Annotated in this window: 12 protein-coding genes; all 12 read left to right on the top strand. The window is 55.7% G+C overall.

Annotation, left to right across the window (positions count from 1 at the left end; translation table 11 throughout):
- The first annotated feature begins 54 nt into the window (after positions 1-54).
- The 12 genes from L6H70_RS13725 (at position 55) to L6H70_RS13670 (ending at position 21,306) form a co-directional block, all read left to right on the top strand.
- Positions 55-381, top strand: coding sequence for an ApaG domain-containing protein (locus L6H70_RS13725; protein ID WP_236333914.1), 327 nt, complete (start codon positions 55-57; stop codon positions 379-381).
- Positions 382-403: 22 nt separating this feature from the next.
- The gene (locus tag L6H70_RS13720; RefSeq protein ID WP_236333912.1) at positions 404-766 is read left to right on the top strand and encodes a DUF6547 family protein; all 363 of its coding nucleotides are present in this window, start codon (positions 404-406) and stop codon (positions 764-766) included.
- 414 nt (positions 767-1,180) lie between these two features.
- Positions 1,181-5,284, top strand: coding sequence for a X2-like carbohydrate binding domain-containing protein (locus L6H70_RS13715; protein WP_236334058.1), 4,104 nt, complete (start codon positions 1,181-1,183; stop codon positions 5,282-5,284).
- A 353-nt stretch (positions 5,285-5,637) separates the two neighbouring features.
- Complete coding sequence (locus L6H70_RS13710) at positions 5,638-7,920, top strand: helix-turn-helix domain-containing protein (protein ID WP_236333910.1); 2,283 nt, start codon at positions 5,638-5,640, stop codon at positions 7,918-7,920.
- A gap of 267 nt (positions 7,921-8,187) precedes the next feature.
- Complete coding sequence (locus L6H70_RS13705) at positions 8,188-9,120, top strand: ABC transporter permease (RefSeq protein WP_236333908.1); 933 nt, start codon at positions 8,188-8,190, stop codon at positions 9,118-9,120.
- A 14-nt stretch (positions 9,121-9,134) separates the two neighbouring features.
- Positions 9,135-10,040 (top strand): carbohydrate ABC transporter permease, encoded by a 906-nt coding sequence (locus tag L6H70_RS13700; RefSeq protein ID WP_236333906.1) that lies wholly within the window; start codon positions 9,135-9,137, stop codon positions 10,038-10,040.
- A 113-nt stretch (positions 10,041-10,153) separates the two neighbouring features.
- Positions 10,154-11,830, top strand: a complete 1,677-nt coding sequence (locus tag L6H70_RS13695; protein ID WP_236333904.1) for a type 2 periplasmic-binding domain-containing protein — start codon at positions 10,154-10,156, stop codon at positions 11,828-11,830.
- 151 nt (positions 11,831-11,981) lie between these two features.
- Positions 11,982-13,112, top strand: a complete 1,131-nt coding sequence (locus L6H70_RS13690; protein WP_236333902.1) for an SGNH/GDSL hydrolase family protein — start codon at positions 11,982-11,984, stop codon at positions 13,110-13,112.
- A gap of 116 nt (positions 13,113-13,228) precedes the next feature.
- Positions 13,229-15,613 carry a glycoside hydrolase family 95 protein gene (locus tag L6H70_RS13685; RefSeq protein WP_236333900.1) on the top strand — a complete coding sequence of 795 codons (2,385 nt, stop codon included), beginning with the start codon at positions 13,229-13,231 and terminating at the stop codon, positions 15,611-15,613.
- Between the two features lie 149 nt (positions 15,614-15,762).
- A complete protein-coding gene (locus L6H70_RS13680; protein WP_236333898.1) occupies positions 15,763-18,090 on the top strand; it encodes a glycoside hydrolase family 95 protein in 2,328 nt (775 codons plus the stop codon).
- Positions 18,087-20,588 (top strand): glycoside hydrolase family 38 N-terminal domain-containing protein, encoded by a 2,502-nt coding sequence (locus L6H70_RS13675; RefSeq protein ID WP_236333896.1) that lies wholly within the window; start codon positions 18,087-18,089, stop codon positions 20,586-20,588. The genes L6H70_RS13680 and L6H70_RS13675 overlap by 4 nt, the downstream gene beginning before the upstream one ends.
- A complete protein-coding gene (locus L6H70_RS13670; protein WP_236333894.1) occupies positions 20,581-21,306 on the top strand; it encodes a DsbA family protein in 726 nt (241 codons plus the stop codon). Before L6H70_RS13675 ends, L6H70_RS13670 begins: the two co-directional genes overlap by 8 nt.
- Positions 21,307-21,342 lie beyond the last annotated feature (36 nt).

Here is a 21,342-nt window from a genome sequence, read left to right as displayed (position 1 = left end):
GAACTTACTATAGAATGCCGCCATACTACTACTAATGTGAGGAGTCATCATGTAATGAGCTATAATGTGCATATTACCCGGGCAGGACATTGGACGGAAAGCTGCAGCAAGCCGATTTCCCTGGAGGAAGCCAAGGCTTATTTTGCTGGTCAGGAGGAGTTCGAGTACAGCAGCGGACTTTCCCTTAAAGGTCCTTTTGGAACGATGACGATCGGTGGAGAGTTCTTCAACTGGATTGATGAAGAGGACAGCGTGCCGTTCAAACACACAGAAGGAAGAATCACGGTGTCCAGCGCGGATGATTATGTGATTCACAAGATGAAGGAGGTCGCAGCAGGGCTGGGCGCTATAGTGCAGGGAGATGAAGGGGAGATTTATTAAACTAGACATAGGGGGGCTATAGATGAAGGATCAGCCGCTGGAATTGTATAAAGCCTTTGTCGATGACTTGGTAGAGCGGTCACCTGGTCCGTATACCCGCTGGATTATGGAGAAGGGCTGGCCTGAAACTGAGGAAAATGCACGTGTAAATAAGGTGCTGCAGGAATTAACCTTGGAACAAAAAGAAGTGTTTGCCCTGATTGCTCAATCCTCGCGCGATGGCGGGATACATGATGTCCTTGTCTATTTATCGGAACAAATTAATCTGAATGGAATGGACATCTCCTTTGGCGGTGTAGCGATGGCTAAGGAGCCCTTTGATACAGAACTGTATCATGACTGGGTATGCCGCCGGGAAGGAGATGTCTGGCCAGATCCCGAGTAGCCAGAATAATCTCCCTAGAAAGTATCGTGTGCAGGTACGGTAATAACCGTGCCTGCTTTTTTGTATTTCTTCTATAATCGATCCACTCCTAAGGTTATAACCGAAGTACGTGGTTTCATCTAACTTCCTGCATCCTTTCACTACTGATAAGCACCGGGGTCTCCCAAAGCAGAAATTTGGATGCCCCCCTGATCATTTGCCCCCTGCCGATTGCGGTGAATTGTACGTTGAGCGGCGCAGATGTACCTACCCAAGGCTTGGAAAAAACAATACTATCAACTCGTGTAGAAAGCGCTGTCACACTTTTTGCCGGCTTTGTTTTGTAAACGTTTCCCGGGAAATAACATGGATTGGCCTACGTACGAGTACGACCACTTAAAACTAATTGCTAGGGGGCGGGAGTATTTGAAGCGAATGAGGAAAAAGCTGGGTTACATGCTGCTGATGTTAATTACTGTTGTCGCACAAGTAGGATTCACCGGAACCGGCCGCAATGTAGCGGAAGCAGCGGATAAAGAGCTGGCCCAGAAGCCTTATATGGGCTGGAGCAGTTACAGCATGCAGGTGTATGACGGTCCGCAAGGTAACTGGATTTCCGAGCAGAAGCTCAAAGCAATGTCCGATGTCATGCACGAGAAGCTGCAATCCCACGGTTATGAATATATCAATATCGACGCGGGCTGGAACGGCAGCATGGATGGATATGCCCGGCCTATTCCAAGCACGGCGCTGTATCCGAACGGCTTCGAGAACCTGATCGATTACATCCATAACAACGGCCAGAAGGTCGGAATCTATCTGATTCCGGGCATGTCCAAAGAGGCGTATGCGCAGAACCTGCCAATCTATGGCACGGAGTACCATATGCAGGATATCGCTTACCTGCCTTTGCAGAAAGCCGACTATTGGGATATCGGTTATAAAATCGACTTCACCAAACCCGGTGCGCAGGAATACGTCGATTCGATCGCCGACATGATTGCATCCTGGGGCGTTGATTTCGTCAAATTCGACAGCGTTACTCCGGGCTCCGGCTACAACAACACCTCCATCGATGCCCGCGGCGATGTCGCCGCCTGGTCAAAGGCCCTGGCCAGACACGGGATCTGGTTTGAGTTGTCCTGGGCTCTTGACCACAATTATGTGGATTTCTGGAAACAATACGCTAACGGCTGGCGGATTCAATGGGATGTGGAAGCCTATAATCCGGAAGTCGGACTGACACAGTGGGCTAACATTGCACGCTTATTCCCCGATGCCGCGTTGTGGTGGAGAGATGCCGGTCCCGGCGGCTGGAACGACTTCGATTCCCTGAATATCGGAAACGGCGCCATGGACGGTTTGACAAAGGACGAGCGGCAGACCGCAATGACCTTTTGGGCGGTTTCTGCAGCCCAGCTGTATGTGGGTAACGACCTGACACGGCTGGACGATTACGGGCTGCAATTGCTTACCAACGACGAAGTCATTGCTGTCAATCAGGCGGGACGCCCCGCGCATCCGGTATCGACCGGAACCCAGCAGCAGGTCTGGTATGCCAACAATGGCGACGGCACCTATAATGTGGCATTGTTTAACCTGGGCAGCCGCAGTGCAGAAGTGAAAGTCGACTGGAACGACATCGGGCTGGTTGGCCCAGCGTCTGTCCGTGATTTGTGGAGCCATACGGAACTCGGCACGTTTGATACGGGCTTCAGCGGCGGTATTCTGGAGCCGCATGCCTCGCGTATGCTTAAGGTAACGGCCAAAGGCGGCGTTTCCGCCGTCAACAACGATGACACCGGCATGCGTTATACCGGCACGTGGTCGCGCAGCGGCGGTAAAGAACTGACGGAAGCGGCACAGGATCTCAGCGTCGTCATTACCGATACTTCAGGAAATGTTCCGGCGGAGCCTGAACAACCGGGGAACGGCAACGGCGGAACGACCGTTACCCGCTCAGTTTACGTCAATGACAGCGACAGCCGGATTCAATATCACGGATCCAGCTGGAATACCCAGTCGGGCCGCCCGACTGGCGATTATAAATCCGATGTACATTATACCGAGCACAATGGGGATTATTTCGAATATACCTTTACCGGAACGGGAATCGACCTTATCACCGAAAAGGATTCCTCGCAGGGCGATATTGAAATTTACCTGGATGACGATGTTACGCCGGAAACGGTCAGCACCTATACTTCCGGCGACCGCGAAGTACAACAGGCAGTGTACAGCATATCCGGGCTGCCGAGCGGAGAGCATACACTGAAGGTAGCCAAAGCTTCCGGCTCTTATATGCTGCTCGACGCGCTCAAGGTGACGGCAGATAAGCTGATCGTGCCGGACGGCAGCAGCTTTGACAAGGAGATCAGCAAGCAGGCTGATCTGAGTGCCGAACTGGTGCTGGGCGCCGATTCATTCCTCGGCATCCGGAACGGCGATACACCGCTGGTTAACGGCACCGATTATGAACGGTCCGGCAGCACGGTTAAGGTCTTCAAAGATTACCTGCTGAAGCAGCCGTTCGGCGAGACCACACTGATCTTCGATTTTGAAGGTGGCGGAGGCGAACTCTGGCCGATCGAGATCAAGACAAGCGCAACGGCAAGCAGCACGATTGTGCCGTCAACGGGCAGCTTTGACAAAGCGGCTTCACTGCAGCGGGACTTTGCCGTTGCTGTAGATTTGAACGGTAACACACTGACGGCCATCGAGAGTAACGGTGTGCAGTTAACCGAAGGCAATGATTACACTTTCGAAGACGGTACCGTAATCTTGAAGAAGGAGTATCTTGCCGCCCAACCGGCCGGGCAGACCGCATTGACTTTCCTGTTTAGCGCCGGTGACCCGCAGCTGCTGACGCTCCAGATTACCAATACGAACACAGTACAGTACATTGTGCTCAACAATGACGATTCGTCAATCAAATACACGGGTTCCTGGTCGCGCAACAGCGGCAGAACCTTCGGTGATTACTTGGACGACGTGCATTTCACGGAGCAGAACGGAGACTTCTTCGAATATACGTTCAGGGGCACCGGCATCCAGATGTATACGGAGCTGGATAACTCGATGGGCGATGTTGATATCTACGTTGACGGACGTTTTGAGCAAACGGTCAGCACCTACAGCAGTACCCGTAAGGTGCAGCAGAACGTATTCAGTGTCTCCGGGCTGCCGGAAGGTCTGCACACACTGAAAGCAGTGAAGAAGAATGGTACGTACATGCTACTCGATATGCTAAAGGTCGAGGTGCCGGATATGATCAACCCGGTCACGGCAAGCTTTGACAAAAATGTCTCCGCACAAGACGATGTGGTTGTAGTGCTGCTGCAGGAGCCGGGGATGTTCAAAGGCGTTTCCAGCGGGGGTAGCCCGCTTATTGAGGGCACCGATTACACGTTGTCGGGCAACAAGGTCACCTTGAGCAAAACTTACCTTGCCAGCCAGCCGACCGGTACGCGGAAGCTGACATTCAAATTCGGCGGGGACTATCAGAATGATGTGCAGTGGACGTCTACCAACGGTGACTTTGTCCAGTACGTCTTCAAGGGCACAGGTGTTCAGCTCGTTGGACCGAAGGGCCCGATGCTCGGCGAAATGGAGATATATGTAGATGGAACGCTCAAGGATACGGTTAACGCGAACTATACCAGCCGGCAAATTCAGCAGAACCTCTACAGTATTTCCGGGCTTTCGGACGGCATGCACACGATTAAAGTAGTGAAAAAATCGGGCGATTTGCTACTGATCGACCAATTGAAATATACGGTGAGCGCAAGCGGCGGTTCGCCGGGCACCCCGGATCCGGGCACCCCAAGTCCGGGAACCCCAAGCCCGGGAACCCCGAACCCAGGCACCCCAAACCCTGGTACCCCGAACCCGGGCAACTCGAACCCGGGCGGTACGGTTGCTACGCCGACGCCATCGGCAACACCGTCGCCGTCGCCAAGCAGCAATCCGCCAAGCCCAGCGCCGTCGCCGACAGCATCGCCGTACCTGAAGGGCTATGCGGACGGCCAGTTCAAGCCGGACCGGAATATTACGCGCGTAGAGATCGCGTCGATTCTCGCGAACGCTCTTGCTGATAAAGAGGGCGGCAGTGCAGCGGCGTTCAGCGATGTCGGCACCGGTTCATGGGCAGCGGAAGCTATTGCCAAAGTGACGAAGCTGGGACTGATGCAAGGGTATTCTGACGGCTCCTTCAAGCCGGATCAGCCGCTGACGAGGGCGGAGCTGGCTTCGCTGATCGTTCCACTGCTGTCTGAAACAGCCGGCCAGGGCCAAGGCTTCACTGACATTGCCGGAAGCTGGGCGAAGGCGGCCATTCTCAAAGCCCAGGCGGCTGGCATACTGAAAGGATATCCGGACGGCTCCTTCCGGCCGGGTCAGCCGCTTACCCGCGCGGAAACGGTGGTTGCGATGAACCGCGTTCTTGGCATCTCCGCCGCGGGCAGTGCAGCAACCAAGTTCAGCGATGTTCCCGCCACGCACTGGGCGTATGCCGACATCCAGGCCGCGGCCGCTCCCTGAAGCCTGACGCGCGTGATTACATCTTAGATTTTCCCGCAGACCAAGGCTGCCGGGGACCCGGAATATCCGGGTCCCTTGGCGCCATTTTTCAGAAGAGGGCAGAAGCATGGCACCGGGAGGTGCTTTTTCGCGTCAACCGTGTGGACCGCTTTCCGGGAATTCGGGGCAGACAGAGGAGCCTGTTTGTATTACACTTTATAAACGGGAAGAGACAACATTCAGAGTCCTCGGAATTTCTAATAAAAGGCAGTGAACACCCTTGCTGAATCGCTGCTTTTTATTAGGTTCCGGTATGATCCGCTCCGACAGAGATATACAAAAATGATAGCGCTGCCAAAAGGGGAGGTCATTTTATGCATAATTATTCTAACGTCTTCCGCAGATTTTTAATCTCCTATATTATCATTCTGATCATTCCGAGCATCGGCGGGTATATGTCCTACCGCACCTCCATTTCGGTAACGCAGGCGCTGTCCATCGAGAACAGCGTGACACAGCTGCAGAAAAGCCAGGATATCCTGGAGCGCCGCATGGCCGAAGTTGAAGGCTTTACGCGGCAGCTGGCGATCAATAAACAGCTAAGTGTACTGATGAACGAGCGGGACAACAGCACGAATGTCTACGGAATCTGGAATACGATGCAGAATGTGCTTACCTCGGGCCAAACGAACGATTTTCTCCAGGACTATTATATTTATCTGGCCAATTACAATCTGATCCTCACTTCCGGTTCCACTTACCGTCCCGAGCATTTTTACGAGGTATTTCATTATAACGATCTGTCTCTGAACGAATGGCGCAAGGAATTCCTCGAGAAAACCCACCGCAGCGAAATCCGCCCGCTGAGCCCGTTTGTGGAGCGGACCATCCAGACCTCGGTCATTACCTATATGCAATCGCTGCCGCTGGACAGCTTCAAGGACTCTTCGCCCGCCGTCGTCATTGTCAATATCGATGAAAAGGTGATCTCCAGCATGCTGACGGGCCTGACCGAGCGTTACGGGGGCTGGGTGCATGTCAGCGACGAGAACGGGAATACGATTGTTCAGCAGGGGGAGGATGCTCCGTATATTAGCAAGCTCGCGGCCGATCCGGCTTTTGACAAGAACAAGGTCAGCCAGTTTTATGAAGATGATCTCGTCATTACAACCCGTTCCGGGAAAAACGGCTGGGTCTATCAGGCCGGTATTCCGCGCAGTGTGCTTCTGGAGAACGCCAACCGGATCAAATACAGATCATGGGCCATCACCGGCGGTACCTTGCTGCTCGGACTCCTGGTTGGTCTAGTGCTGGCTTACCGGAACAGCGCACCGATCAACCGGCTGGTCGGCGTCATGAGGGAGCAGTTCGGCAAAGAGGAGACGCCGGAACGCGACAGCTTTGACTTCCTGAGCGGCAATATCGCCGATATGATCACGAAGAACAAACAGCTGGAGAACGAGCTGGGCCGGCAGCTGCCGCTGATCCGCGATGCCTTCCTTAAGCGGCTGATCGCCGGCGAATTCGAATCGCGGGACGAGATCATCTATGCGGCAGAGCAGGCGGACATTCAGCTCGGACCAGGCGCTGGGTATGCCGGTGTGATCCAGATCAGCGGGTATTCGGGCATGGACAGCGTCGAGATTCTGAACGAGCTGAATGCGTCCCGGCTGCTGCTTAAGCAGGCGCTGTCGGAACGGGAGCCGGCGGTATTGACGACGGATACCGGTTCGGATAAGGTCGCCGCTCTATTTCTGGCCGGGGAAGGAAGCCCTGCGGAGGAGAAGCGGATCTCGCAGATCATGGAGAGTCTGACCGGGTATTTGTCCGAAGAATACCGGATGACGATCCAGGCCGGACTCGGCGATCATTTTGCCACGGTGAACGAGGCTAGCCGCTCTTACGAGCAGGCGAAGCAGGCGCTGGAATACACGGTGTACGTCAATAAAAAAGGCATGTTGTGGAGCCGTGAGGCCGGAATCGAGAACACAACCTATTATTATCCGCTCGATACGGAGCAGCGCCTGATCAGCACGGTCCGCGCGGGAGAGCTGGAGGAGGCGAAGCGTATCATCAATGAAATCTTCGCCCAGAACTTCGGCCAACGTGAGCTGTCCGTGGAGATGAAGCATCAGCTGGTCGGCGAGATGAAGGGGACCTTCCTGAAGCTGCTGGATCAGAAGACGTTCCTGGAATCGCCGCTGTTCGAGAATACCAAACGCAGGATCATCGATATCGACTTTTCCGATCCGCTGGAGAGCATCCGGGAAGAGCTGCATAACATCATGGAGGAGATGTGCAGCTTTGTCGTAAGCAAAAAGAAAGATGCGCATATCCTGATTATCCGGCAGATGTATCAGTATACCGCGGAAATGTATGCCGATGCCGAGCTCACGCTGTACCGTGTCGCCGAGCATGTCGAGCGGCCGGAGAAATATATCTCCCAGCTGTTTAAGGAGGTCACCGGTGTCAATTACTCCGACCATCTGGTTAAGGTGCGTATGGACCAGGCAGCAACGCTGCTGAAAGAGAGCAATTATACCGTCGACGAAATCGCCGCGCGGGTCGGCTACAACAGCTCTCATTCGTTCCGCCGGGCGTTCAAACGCCTGACCGGCATTTCGCCGAGCACGTACAGACAGTCGCACATCGAATAACCCCCTCACGGCTGTATCGTCCCATTAGGACGGTGCAGCCGTTTTTTGTTGCCCGCGGACGGGCAGCAAGCTGAAAAATGGCTGTACCCCTGAGTTTTGCCCCCTACAAAACGGGCGATCTGTACGCCAAACCGCTCAAGTGTACCTATCCAAATCCGGCAATCATCCACTATGATGAGCTCGTGTAGAAAGCGCTATCACACATTACCGGCAGTTTATCAGGGGGGGATTATTCTGGAGAAACCATTAGCTACTCACCATACGGCAATGCCCCACAGAAGGGGCGAAGGGATTCTGGCAAGAACCGGAAGAAAAATAATGAAGCACTGGCAGCTGCATTTACTGGTTATACCGCCAATCCTGTTCTTCCTTATTTTTAAATACTATCCGATGCTGAACGCGGTGCTCGCCTTCAAGGATTACAACGTCATTAAAGGCATCTGGGGCAGTCCGTGGGTCGGTTTCAAAAACTTCCAATTGTTCTTTGAGAATCCGATGTTCTGGACCTTGCTCAAAAATACACTGAAGCTCAGCGGCTACCTGCTGCTGGCCGGCTTTCCGATTCCGATTCTGCTGGCGCTGATGATCAACGAAATCCGCGGCGGACGGTTCAAGCGGTTCGTGCAGCTCATCTCTTTTGCACCTTATTTCATCTCAACCGTGGTGATGGTCTCCATCATTATGCTGTTCCTGGCTCCGCGCCTCGGATTCGCCAACATCGCGCTTAATTTTTTTGGAATGGATTCGATCAACTTCCTGGGTGAGCCCGGCATGTTCCGTTCCATCTATGTATGGTCGGACATCTGGCAGACGGCGGGGTACAGTGCAGTCATTTATCTGGCGGCGCTTGCCGGGATCGACCCTACGCTGTATGAAGCGGCCAAGGTCGACGGTGCCTCGCGTTTTCAGAAGATCCGCCATGTTGACCTTCCGGGCATTGTGCCTACCATCGTCATCATCCTGATCCTGAATGTGGGTAATGTAATGGCGCTTGGATTTGAAAAAGTATATCTGCTGCAAAATCCGCTGAACATCGCGAATTCCGAGATCATTGCGACCTATGTGTATTCGATCGGCCTGCTGAACGCGAACTACAGCTTCGCGACCGCTGTCGGCCTGTTCAACTCCTTGATCAACCTGGTCCTGCTCGTAACGGTCAACGGAGTCGCTAAACGCATCACCAACAACAGTATCTGGTAGGAAGGAGTTCCTGTATGGCAGCTACGGCAGCAGTTCCTAAGAAAATCAAAGAATCGGCGGGCGACCGCATTTTTCTGACAGTCATTTATATCATCCTTACACTGGTGGTCATCGCGATCATCTATCCGCTGATCTTCATCATCAGCAGCTCCATCAGCAGTCCGGCTGCAGTAACATCGGGGAAAGTGTGGCTCTATCCGGTCGACATTTCGTTCAAAGGCTTCAGCGTTCTTCTGAAAACGCCTGAGATTACGACCGGTTATCTCAATTCCCTCATCTATACGACCGCCGGCACACTGATCAGTGTGATGCTGACGATCATGATAGCTTATCCGCTTTCGCGGCGGACGTTCTTCGGACGCAATGCGCTGATGATGGTCATTACGTTCACAATGATCTTCAGCGGCGGTCTCATTCCGACATACATGGTGGTCAAGGAGATGCATCTGATCGACACCCGCTGGGCTTTGCTCATCCCGAACGCCATCTGGGTGTGGCAGGTGATCATCGCACGCTCGTTTTTTCAATCCTCGATTCCCGAGGAACTACTGGAGGCCAGCGAGATTGACGGCTGCAGCGACATGCGGTTTATCCGCAGTGTGGTGCTGCCGCTCTCCAAGCCGATCATTGCAGTGCTTGTCCTAATGTACGCGGTGGGGCAGTGGAATTCCTATTTTGATGCTCTGATCTATTTGAAATCAGCCAATTTGTTCCCGCTCCAGCTCGTGCTGCGCAGCATCATTATCATGAACAACAGCTCCGGCAACATGGACGCGATGGCAATGGTGGAAAGACAGCAGCTGTCCGAGCTTCTGAAGTATTCGCTGATCGTCGTGGCGACGCTTCCGGTGCTGATCATTTATCCGTTCGTACAGCGGTATTTCGTGCAGGGGATGCTGGTCGGTTCTGTAAAAGGCTAAGTCCCTGCCCTTCAACCTATGCGCTTAACCAAGTTAAGGGGGTGATCCGCCGGACTTTACGGCTGGACATTGTAGGCAACACTTGTCTAAACTAAAAAAGGGAGTGATGACATTTGAAAAAGAAACTGCTAAGCCTGCTATCGCTGGTTATGGTCTTCACTATTATCATCAGCGGCTGTTCGGGCAATAACAAAAGTAATGTGAACAATGCCGCAAACGCCGGAAACGGTACGGAAGCTACGCAGGGACAGGATGCCAAACCGGTTGAAGTCAGTGTCTTTGCCGTCCAGGAATCGGGCATCGATATTCCGACCAACAAGTTCACCCAGTTCGCGGCCGACAAGTTCAATATTAAGTTCGACTGGGAAATCAACCCTTCAGACGGTGCCAAGGAAAAACGCCAAATCTCGCTGGCAAGCGGCGACTATCCGGATGCTTATCTGCTCACCGCTTATATCGATGAATTCTCGCAAGCCGACGTGCTGAAATACGGCAAGCAGGGCGTATTGATTCCTCTGAACGATCTGATTGACCAATATGCGCCGAACATTAAAAAGGCGATGGAAGAGTCGCCTGAAATGAAAACGCTTTATACCGCTCCGGACGGTAATATTTACGGCTTGGGCGCCTATACTGAATGCTTCCATTGCTCGTATCCGAATAAAATGTGGATCAACACCGAATGGCTGAAAAAGCTCAACATGGAAATGCCGAAGACGACCGAAGAATTCAAAGCCATGCTGACAGCATTCAAAACTAAAGACCCGAACGGCAACGGCAAAGCCGACGAAGTGCCGCTCAGCGGTTCCACCGAAGATTTCGGGGTGCGCATCGTTCCGTATCTGATGAACTCATTCGTGTATGACGATGACCGGAACTACCTGAATCTCCAGGATGGTAAGGTTGTGTCCGCAGCCATTACACCTGAATGGAAGGAAGGCCTGACTTATATCCGTTCGCTGTACACCGAAGGGCTGATCGATCCGGGCGCATTTACGCAAAATGCCGAAGCTTTCAAAAAAATTGGCGAAAACGCCGATGCGGAAATCCTCGGTGCCGGCGCCGGGATGCACCCTGCCATTTTCATCAATATCGATCCGGGCAACACCCGGTCGGCGCATTACAATCCGTTAGCGCCGCTCACCGGACCGTCAGGTATCTCCTACGCGACGCATGATGCTGGCGGCGTATCGCCGGGTGCCAAATTTGCCATCACCAATAAAGCCAGCAAAGAAGCGCAAATTGCCCTGATCCAAATGGTCGATTACATGTACACGCCGGAAGGCCAGACCAATGCGGCCAGCGGAATGAAAGGCATCGACTGGGAAGATCCGGCACCGGGAGACGTGGCGCTGGGCGAAGGCGTAACGCCTGTAGTCAAAACCATTCCGATGAAGGAAGGCGAAGCGCCGCGCAACGCCGGATGGAGCGGCATGGGCCACTTCTATATGCCGAAGGAATACCGCGATACCTGGGTACAAGGCACCGACATTTATGCATCGGACGGCTATGAGCGCAGATTGTATGATGCATCTTTATTGTATCAAGGCCATGAACCGAAGGAATTGTTCCCCCTCTGGTCGATCTGGATCGATCCAAGCGAAATTGATGAAGCGAGCATGCTGCAAACGAACCTCAGAAACTACATTGAGCAGAATGAGCTGCAGTTCATCACCGGCAACAAAGATCTGAACAAAGACTGGGACGCTTACGTCAAAGGCCTGCAAGACCTCAAGCTGGACCGTTATCTGGAAATTCTGCAAAAGGCGTATGATTCGTCAGTTAAATAAAAACATGGACAGAAGGCCTGGGCTCAGCGGGTAACCCGGTGCTGAAGGCTAGACTCGATGCCGGCTCGTATTTTAGGCCGGCATCGCTGTTTTCTGCGGCCGCTGAGAACCCGGCTGCTCATATGACGAAAGGATTACAGAGGAGAAGATCATGCCTGAACCCAATAACAACGGCTTTTTTATTATGAAGCGAGGAGGACTCCCCCGTTTCCGCGCCAAGCTGCGGCATAACGGCAGTCTCCGGGTTGCATTTCTTGGCGGTTCGATCACCGAAGGAGCAGGTGCTTCCGAAGCGGAATCCGCCAGCTGGCGGGCGCTGACTATGCAGTATTTGCAGCGGGCCTATCCTAGGCAATGTTTTGAATTTATTAATGCAGGCGTCGGCGGTACAAACTCTACACTCGGGGCGCACCGGTTTGAGGAACATGTGCTATACAGCGGCCCCGTGGACCTGCTGTTTGTCGAGTTCAGCGTGAACGATGGTGAGGAGCGGAGCGAATCGGTCCGCGGAATGGAGGGGATCGTCCGCAAATGCCGCCGGCTCTCGCCTGAAGCGGATATTTGCTTCGTCTATACAGCGGCACCTAAGAATCTGACCGGTCCGCTGCCTTTTAATATTGCCGTCCATGAAGAGGTGGCCGATTATTACGGCATTCCGTCCGTCAATTTCGCCTTCCGCATTTATGAAGGGATGCAGGCGGGCGGGATCGACTGGAGCATCCTGGCACCGGACGGTTACCATCCGCATGATGCCGGATATGCGCTCTATGCCGGATACATGCAGGAATATCTGGTTTCTGCACTTGGCGAGCCTGAGGTCGGAACGCCAGAACCGAAGGCGTGGCCTGCGGTGCCGCTTGAGGCCGGCAATTATGAATACGGAATTATGCTGCCTTATAGCGCTGCTGCCTATTCCGCAGAGTTCAGGACAGCCGGGCTGCTTCCGGGCGACCCGCTGATGAACTGGCGGTTCTCCACGGAGCACAAGGCGGCGGAGCAGCCGGGGGCTGAATTATCCTTCACCGTCACAGGGCAAAGCGCGGGTGTCTTGCTTTTATACGGCCCGGACTCTGGAATCTTTGAATATTCGGTCAATGGTGAGCCCTTTATGCCGGTCAATTTGTTCGATGACTGGTGCCTGAATGCGTACCGTCCCATTCCTGTGCTGTTCCCTATCCGGACAACGCGTGGATCGCTGTCTGTTGTGATTCGCAATACGGGACAAAAGGATGTGAATAGCAAGGGAACCGGCCTGCGGGTGTTGAAGCTGCTCGGCAACTGACGGGGCAAGGTGAAGATCACAGATTGCCGGTTTGCGGGTGAACCGCATTAGGATGGCTGAGGTCGTGAACAGCTAACCGTTAGATTAACACTTACGTCATTGGAGGATAGTAACCTATGAAGCTTGTGTACGATAAACCGGCCGCGGTCTGGACGGAGGCGCTGCCGGTCGGCAACGGCCGTCTAGGCGGAATGATCTATGGCGGAGTGGAGCGCGAGGTCATCGGCCTGAATGAAGATACTTTATGGTCCGGTTATCCGCAGGACGGCAGCAACCCCGGTGCGAAGGAGGTTCTGCCGGAGATCCGTGAGCGGATAGGGCAAGGGCGCTATATCGAAGCCGATGCACTGGGGCGGCGCATGCTGGGGCCGTACACCCAGTCCTATCTCCCCTTCGGGGAGCTGCTGCTCCGCTTCGAGCATGGAGACATCAGCAGCGAATACCGGCGCACACTCGATCTTGAAGATGCAGTACACCGTGTAACGTATGCGGTCGGCAACGTAACGTATACGCGGGAAATGTTCGCGTCCCACCCGGATCAGGTGCTGGTCCTGCGGCTGGCGTCCAGTGCTGCCGGAAGGCTGAATTTCCATGCCCGGCTGGACAGCCCGCTGCGCCACCATACACTGGCGGATGGCGCATCTTTTGTCCTGCGGGGCATTGCGCCGGAGCATGTGGATCCGGGTTATTTCAACACGGATGAACCCATCCGCTACGGCAAACCCGGGCAAAGCGAGGGCATGCGCTTTGAAGGCCGGATCGCCGTGAGAACGGAGGACGGCGAAGTGACCGTGGACGGAGGTGGCGTCCATGTCCATGGGGCAAGCGCCGCGTTGCTGATCTTCAGTGCGGCTACCAGCTTCAGCGGCTTCGACCGGCTGCCTGGCAGCCAGGGCCGCGAGGAGTCCGCGCTGGCGGCGGCGATGCTGGAGCAGGCTTTGGCCCTGCCCTATGGTGAGCTGCTTGCGCGGCATTGCGCCGACTACCGGTCTTTATACGGCCGGGTGGAGCTGAAGCTCGGCGCAATGCAGGCCGCCGAAGAGCTGACCACCGACCGGCGCATCGCGCAGTGGGGGGCGCAAGACCCCGGAATGGCCGAGCTGCTGTTCCAGTATGGACGTTACCTTCTGATCTCCAGCTCCCGGCCGGGCACACAGGCGGCCAACCTGCAGGGCATCTGGAATGCCGCCACCCGGCCGCCGTGGAGCAGCAATTATACCTTGAACATCAATACCGAGATGAATTACTGGCCGGCGGAGGTCTGCAACCTGGCTGAATGCCATGAGCCGCTGCTGTCGCTGACCGGACGGCTCGCGCAGAACGGCGTGCGAACTGCCGCCGTGAACTACGGGACCCGCGGCTGGACGGCTCATCACAATGCCGACATCTGGGGGCATACGGCTCCGGTCGGCCATTACGGGGACGGCGATCCGTCCTGGGCATTCTGGCCGATGGGCGGTATCTGGCTGACTCAGCATCTGTGGGAACATTACGCCTTCGGAGGGGATGAAGACTATCTTCGCAGCTTCGCTTATCCAGTTATGAAGGAGGCGGCTTACTTCGCCCTTGATTGGCTGCAAGACGACGGGCAGGGACGGCTGGTTACCTCTCCGTCCACCTCGCCGGAGCATAAATTCCGTACGCCGGAGGGGACGGCGGCGATCAGCGCAGGAGCGACGATGGATATTTCGCTCATCTGGGAGCTGTTCACCAACTGCCTGGAAGCGGAGGCCGTCCTTGGCGGCGATCCCGGATTCAGGGCAGAAGTAGAGCAGGCCAGAGCGCGGCTCCTGCCGCTGCAGACCGGCCGCTACGGCCAGCTTCAGGAATGGGCGCATGACTGGGAGGACGAAGACCGCTGCCACCGGCATACCTCCCACCTGGTCGGCGTCTACCCGGGACGCCAGCTCTCGCAGGAGGAGACACCGGAGCTGTTCCGGGCTGCCCGGGTCTCGCTGGAACGGCGCGGTGACGAAAGCACCGGCTGGAGCCTCGGCTGGCGCGTCGCCCTGTGGAGCCGGTTCCGCGACGGCGAGCGCGCGTTTGCGCTGCTCGCGAACATGCTGCGGCTCGTCAGGGACGACGGCCGCGAGGTGTACAGCCACGGCGGGGGCGTGTATGCCAATCTTCTCGGGGCACATCCCCCGTTCCAGATTGACAGCAACTTTGCCGCCTCGGCCGGGATTGCGGAGATGCTGCTGCAGTCACATCTCCCGTGGCTTGAGCTGCTGCCGGCACTGCCGCAGCGCTGGGCGGACGGCCATGCCGCGGGGCTGCGCGCCCGCGGCGGCTTCGAGGTTAATCTCCGCTGGGCCGGCGGCAGGCTTGCCGAAGCGGAGATCGTCTCGAAGCTGGGGGCGGAATGCCGTGTGCGGACCGGCGTTCCGCTGCTGGTGACCTGCGAAGGACAGCAGGTCTCCGCAGAGAACGGGACGGATGGCATGCTCCGCTTCGCCACCGAACGCGGCAAACGTTACACGCTTGTCCCCGTTAATGCATAGTACGCATGGCCCGGAAAATTTCGGATATGCGGGCAGTTAAGCTCGCTCCTGGGTGAAGACATCATTTGCCGGTTGACCCGCGGAGCGCATGCTGAACCCCGCTAGCACCGCTAACACAAAACATCTGTACTTGTATAGGAGGAAGCAGGATGAACGAATACAAATTGTGGTATGACAAACCTGCAGAGGGCTGGTCTCAGGGATTGCCGCTCGGAAACGGCAGAATCGGGGCGGTCGTAATCTCCTCGCCGGACCGCGAAGTATGGGAGATGAGCGAGGTGACCTTCTGGTCGGGCCAGGCGGAGGCCGTTCCTGGCAACGGACGAGGCAAAGAGGCGCTGGAAGAGATGCGTGCAGCCTTTTTCGCCGGCGATTATGAGCGGGGGGACCGGCTGGCCAAGCAGAGCCTGATGAAGGTCAAATCAAACTTCGGCACCCACTTGGGCCTGTGCAGGATTACGCTTGACTTTGCCGATGTGAAGCCGGACCCTGCCGGAGAGAATTTCCGGCGGGAGCTGGATTTAAGCCAGGCGCTGGTGCGGAGCTTCAGCGAAGCGGAAGGCGGCTTGCTCAAACGTGAAGTATTCGCCTCTCATCCGGGGGATGTGCTCGCTGCGCGTATCTGGAGACAATCGCCTGAACGCGTTTCGTTTACCTTGACACTACAAGGAATCACGGAGACGTTCGAGACGCATGCTGCCGCGCCGGATACGCTGGAATTCCGCGCACAGGCGACGGAGCGCGTTCACAGTAGCGGTAAATGCGGCGTCTGGAGCCAGGGGCAGCTCAAAATTGTAACGGCCGGCGGCAGCGTGGAATGCGGTGCAGATACGCTGCGGGTTACCGGTGCGGAGGAGGCATGGATCTATTTTACCGTTGCCACCGACTACCGTAAGGAGGATGCAGGCTGGGCGGAGGAGAGCAGCCGGGCGCTTGCCGGTACAGTGGCTGCAGGTTACGAACGGCTGCGCGGGGAGCATATTGCCGATTACCGCCGGGAATTTGGAACAGTGGAGCTCGAACTGGGCCATCCACAGCAGTCCGTGCTGCCGACGGATGAACGGATGCGGAGGCTGCGCCAGGGAGAAGGCGGGGACCCGCAGCTGTATGCGTTGTTCCTGCAATACGGCCGGTATCTGATGATCGCCGGTTCCCGCGCCGATTCTCCGCTGCCGCTGCATCTGCAGGGCATCTGGAATGACGGTGAAGCCTGTCGGATGGGCTGGAGCTGCGATTATCATCTCGATGTGAATACGCAGATGAATTATTATCCGGCTGAGGTCATCGGCCTCGGTGACAGCCATCTTCCGCTGATGGCGTACATTGAAGACCTGGCGCAGGCCGGCCGGGCGTCAGCGCGGGATTTTTACGGTGCAGCGGGCTGGGTGGCCCATGTATTCTCCAATGCATGGGGCTTTACGGCTCCGGGCTGGGATACGTCCTGGGGGCTCAACGTAACCGGTGGCCTGTGGCTGGCGGCGCATATGATGGAGCATTTCCGCTACAGCCGCGACATAATGTTCCTTAAGAACCAGGCCTATCCCGTGCTGAAAGAGGCAGCAGTTTTTTTCCTCGATTATATGACGATCCATCCGAAATACGGCTGGCTTGTCACCGGACCGTCCAATTCCCCGGAGAATCATTTCTATCCGGATGGACCTGAATCGGGCGTTCAGCAGCTGTCGATGGGAACGACGGTAGACCAGGAGCTGGTGCGCGAGCTGTTCGAATTCTGCCATGAGGCGGCCGGGCTCCTCGGTGTGGATGAGGAATTTCGTGAGCAGCTGGAAGAAGCGATCGGCAAGCTCCCGCCGCTGCAAATCGGCAGCCGCGGACAATTGCAGGAATGGCTGGAGGATTATGCTGAAGCCCAGCCGGAGCACCGCCATTTCTCGCATCTGTACGCGCTGTATCCCGGAAGCCAGATTACGCCGGAAGACACGCCGGAGCTCGCCGCCGCCATGCGGGTAACGCTGGAGAACCGGATGCTGCAGGATGAGCTGGAGGATGTGGAATTTACGGCCGCACTGTTTGCCCTCGGCTTTGCAAGGCTGCATGACGGTGACCAGGCGCTCCGGCATGTTTCTCATCTAATTGGCGAGCTATGCTTCGATAATCTGCTGTCGTATTCCAGATCGGGCATCGGCGGCGCAGAGACGAATATCTTCGTCATCGACGGCAATTTCGGCGGCACGGCAGCCATTGCAGAAATGCTGCTGCAAAGCCATGCGGGCTGTATTCATCTGCTACCGGCGCTTCCCGCAGCCTGGGGAACGGGCAAAGTAACGGGGCTCCGTGCCAAAGGCAATGCTGAGGTTGATATCACGTGGAAGAACGGAGAACTGACCGGAGCAGTAATCCGGACGCATCTTGCGGGGCTGGTGGCTGTCCGCTGCGGTGGGCGGAAGATTGTGCTGGAAGCGGCTGCGGGCGGCGTGTATATACTGGATGCCCAATTACAGCGGGGAGCGTCATGAAGACACTATTTTTACTGAGCAACGCTCATCTTGATCCGGTGTGGCAATGGGAGTGGGAGGAAGGAGCGGCTGCTGCCGTTTCCACCTTCCGTGCGGCTGCAGGGTTTTGCGAGGAATATGACGGGTACATTTTTAACCATAATGAAGCGATTTTGTATCAGTGGGTCGAGGAATACGAACCAGCATTGTTCGTCCGCATCCAGCGGCTGGTGCGTCAGGGCAGATGGCATATCATGGGCGGCTGGTATTTGCAGCCGGACTGCAACATGCCGTCGGGTGAATCGTTCGCACGCCAAATGCTGGCGGGCCGCAGTTATTTCCGCGAAAAGTTCGGCGTACGGCCGACGACGGCAATCAATTTCGACTCCTTCGGCCATAGCCGGGGGCTGGTGCAGATTATGCAGCAGGCGGGCTTCGACTCTTACATCTTTATGCGCCCTGATGAGCACGCCGGATTGCCGGGGCAGGATTTCATTTGGGAAGGTTTTGCCGGCAGCAGCGTGATGGTGCATAAAATCGCCGATGCCTACCATTCGGCGCTTGGCAAAGCCGACCAGAAGATCGCTGACTGGCTCGCCACGCATGCGGATGAGCCGATCGGCCTGCTGCTATGGGGCGTCGGCAACCATGGCGGCGGCCCGTCCCGGCTCGATCTGGACGCCATTGCGGCAAGAATAGAGCAGTCCGGAGACTTCCGGCTGGTTCATGCGACCCCGGAGCAGTATTTTGCCGCGCTGACAGAGGTGAAGGAGCTGCCGCGGTACTCGGGGGATCTTAATCCCCGCTTTGTCGGCTGTTATACTTCCATGATCCGCATCAAGCAGAAACACCGGCAGCTCGAAAACGAACTGTACATGACGGAGAAGATGCTTGCCGCAGCCGGGCTGCACAGCTTGCTCCCATACCCGGCCCGTGATCTGGCTGAAGCTCAGCACGATCTGCTGACCGCACAGTTCCATGACATTCTGCCGGGAACTTCAATCCAGCCCGCCGAGGAAGCTTCGCTGCGGCAGCTTGATCATGGCCTGGAAATTACGGCGCGGCTCAAAGCGCGGGCGTTCTTCGCCTTGGCCGCCGGACAGCCGCAGGCGAAGCCCAAGGAATATCCAATCCTAATCTATAATCCGCATCCGTATCCGGTAAGCGGTATATTCGAATGTGAATTCATGCTGGAAGACCAGAACTGGCTGGAGCAGTTTTCGAATCCGGCCGTGTATCAAAGCAGCAAGCGGATTCCGTCACAGGCGGAGAAGGAGCACAGCAACCTGAATCTCGACTGGCGCAAACGTGTGGTGTTCAGGGCAGAGCTTGCGCCCGCCGCAATGAACCGGTTCGACTGCCGGATCGAGCTATTGGAGCGGAAACCTGCACCAGCGCTCGAAGTCAGGGATGGTGCCTTTTATTTTCGCACGGAGGATCTGTCTGTCACGGTTAATGCCGGTACAGGCCTGATCGACGAGTATTCGGCAGGCGGCGTGTCCTATCTGCTCCCGGGCGCTTTTGCCCCGCTGGCCGTCGCTGACAACGAGGATCCGTGGCGGATGGATACCCTTGAATTCCGTGAGGTCATCGGCCGGTTTACTCTGATGGAAGAGCGGGAGGGCAGCCTTTTTTCCGGTGTCAGGGAAACGATTCCCCCGGTTCGCGTTATCGAAGACGGCAAAGTACGGACGGTCATCGAATCGGTGCTGAAGTACCATGATTCCCGCCTTGTCCTCACCTACAAGCTGCCGAAGCAAGGTACGGAAATCGAAGTCCATGCCTGCGTCTATTGGAACGAAAAAGACTGCATGCTCAAGCTATCGGTTCCGACCGTTCTGGCGGATGCCTCATACACCGGCCAGACTGCCTTCGGTGTGCAGGAACTGGCTGCCAGTGGCCAGGAGGTTGCCGCGCAGAAATGGACCGCACTGCAATCCGCAAAACAAGGACAAATGCTGACCGTGATCAACGACGGCATTTACGGCTCCGATTGCTGCGCCGGCGAAATCCGCCTGTCCCTGCTGCGCGGCGCCGGCTACTGTGCTCATCCGATTGGCAACCGGCCGATCATGCCGCAGGACCGCTTTTTGCCGCGGATCGACCAGGGCGAACGCTGCTTCACCTTCTGGCTGAATGCCGGAGAACTGGAAGAGCGGGCCGGAAGGATCGACCGTGAAGCTCTGGTGCATGCTGAAAGGCCATTTGCGCTGTCGTTTTTTCCTTCGGGTGAAGGATATTCTCACGGAACTGCAATAGCGTTAACGGATGAGACGGTTCAAATGAGCGCCTTCAAGAAGGAACAGGACGGAGAAGGGTATATCGTACGGCTCTTCGAGCCGACCGGGTATCCCCGCAGCACCGGATTGTCGGTTCCGGCGCTTGGCATCACGGAGAAAGTTGAGCTCAAAGGGTTTGAAATTGTCACTTTAAGGATCGAATCGCAGAACGGGGCGGTTACCCGGGTCAGTATATGCGAAGAATCGCTAATAAGCGGAGGAATGCAATCCCATGGCTAATACCCAATCGAAAAAAACGTCCAATCGCCTTTTTGTCGTCGCAACCCTGGCGGTCAGTGTCATTGTGCTGGCGGTTTCACTGGTCTTTCTGAAGAACTCGGAGGCTTCCCCGGACCTCGGCGGTCTGCCCAATTATACGGAAATCCGCGGCGATTACGATGCGGACGGGCTGAAATATGAGAAACAGCCCCATCTGGGCGATGCTTCGGCAAAGGTAAAGGTTATCGAATTCGCCGATTTCAAATGCCCGTCCTGCAAGAAGTGGAAGGAAACCTATTTTGAGCAGTTCAAAAAGGATTATGTCGATACTGGCAAGGTAGAGCTCTTTTTCATCAACTTTGCGTTTATCGACCGTGACTCCATTCTGGCTGCAAGTGCCGGTGAAGCAATTGCCGCTCAGAATAACGACAAGTTCTGGGAGTTTATGAGCATGCTGTACGATCATCAAGGCGATGAGACGAAGATTTGGGCTACACCGGAGTTCCTGCAGGATTTTGTGAAAAAGAATATTTCCGGGATCGACTACGAACGCTTCGCCACTGATCTCAAAAACCACACGTACATGCTGGCGGTCAAAGAGGACTTCAAGACAGCGGGTAATTACGGGGTGAATGGCACACCGCAGTTTATGGTTGACGGCAAGCTTCTAAAGGGCGGCAATTACGGGGAGCTGACGGCGGCGATTGATGCGAAGCTTGCGGCCGGCGGGAATGAATAGTCTTTTTGGCATTCGCTTCAACAACTATTAAAAAGG

The organism is Paenibacillus auburnensis (assembly GCF_927798115.1).
In the GTDB taxonomy this organism is placed as follows: domain Bacteria; phylum Bacillota; class Bacilli; order Paenibacillales; family Paenibacillaceae; genus Paenibacillus_AQ; species Paenibacillus_AQ auburnensis.
The sequence above is the reverse complement of the archived record's forward strand: the minus strand, read 5'-3'. Positions and strand labels throughout refer to the sequence as shown.

What these genes read in the sequence shown, in the direction of transcription:
- L6H70_RS13725 (WP_236333914.1), top strand. Translation starts at nt 55, where the DNA reads ATGAGCTATAATGTGCATATTACCCGGGCAGGACATTGGACGGAAAGC.
- L6H70_RS13720 (WP_236333912.1), top strand. Translation starts at nt 404, where the DNA reads ATGAAGGATCAGCCGCTGGAATTGTATAAAGCCTTTGTCGATGACTTG.
- L6H70_RS13715 (WP_236334058.1), top strand. Translation starts at nt 1,181, where the DNA reads ATGAGGAAAAAGCTGGGTTACATGCTGCTGATGTTAATTACTGTTGTC.
- L6H70_RS13710 (WP_236333910.1), top strand. Translation starts at nt 5,638, where the DNA reads ATGCATAATTATTCTAACGTCTTCCGCAGATTTTTAATCTCCTATATT.
- L6H70_RS13705 (WP_236333908.1), top strand. Translation starts at nt 8,188, where the DNA reads ATGCCCCACAGAAGGGGCGAAGGGATTCTGGCAAGAACCGGAAGAAAA.
- L6H70_RS13700 (WP_236333906.1), top strand. Translation starts at nt 9,135, where the DNA reads ATGGCAGCTACGGCAGCAGTTCCTAAGAAAATCAAAGAATCGGCGGGC.
- L6H70_RS13690 (WP_236333902.1), top strand. Translation starts at nt 11,982, where the DNA reads ATGCCTGAACCCAATAACAACGGCTTTTTTATTATGAAGCGAGGAGGA.
- L6H70_RS13685 (WP_236333900.1), top strand. Translation starts at nt 13,229, where the DNA reads ATGAAGCTTGTGTACGATAAACCGGCCGCGGTCTGGACGGAGGCGCTG.
- L6H70_RS13680 (WP_236333898.1), top strand. Translation starts at nt 15,763, where the DNA reads ATGAACGAATACAAATTGTGGTATGACAAACCTGCAGAGGGCTGGTCT.
- L6H70_RS13675 (WP_236333896.1), top strand. Translation starts at nt 18,087, where the DNA reads ATGAAGACACTATTTTTACTGAGCAACGCTCATCTTGATCCGGTGTGG.
- L6H70_RS13670 (WP_236333894.1), top strand. Translation starts at nt 20,581, where the DNA reads ATGGCTAATACCCAATCGAAAAAAACGTCCAATCGCCTTTTTGTCGTC.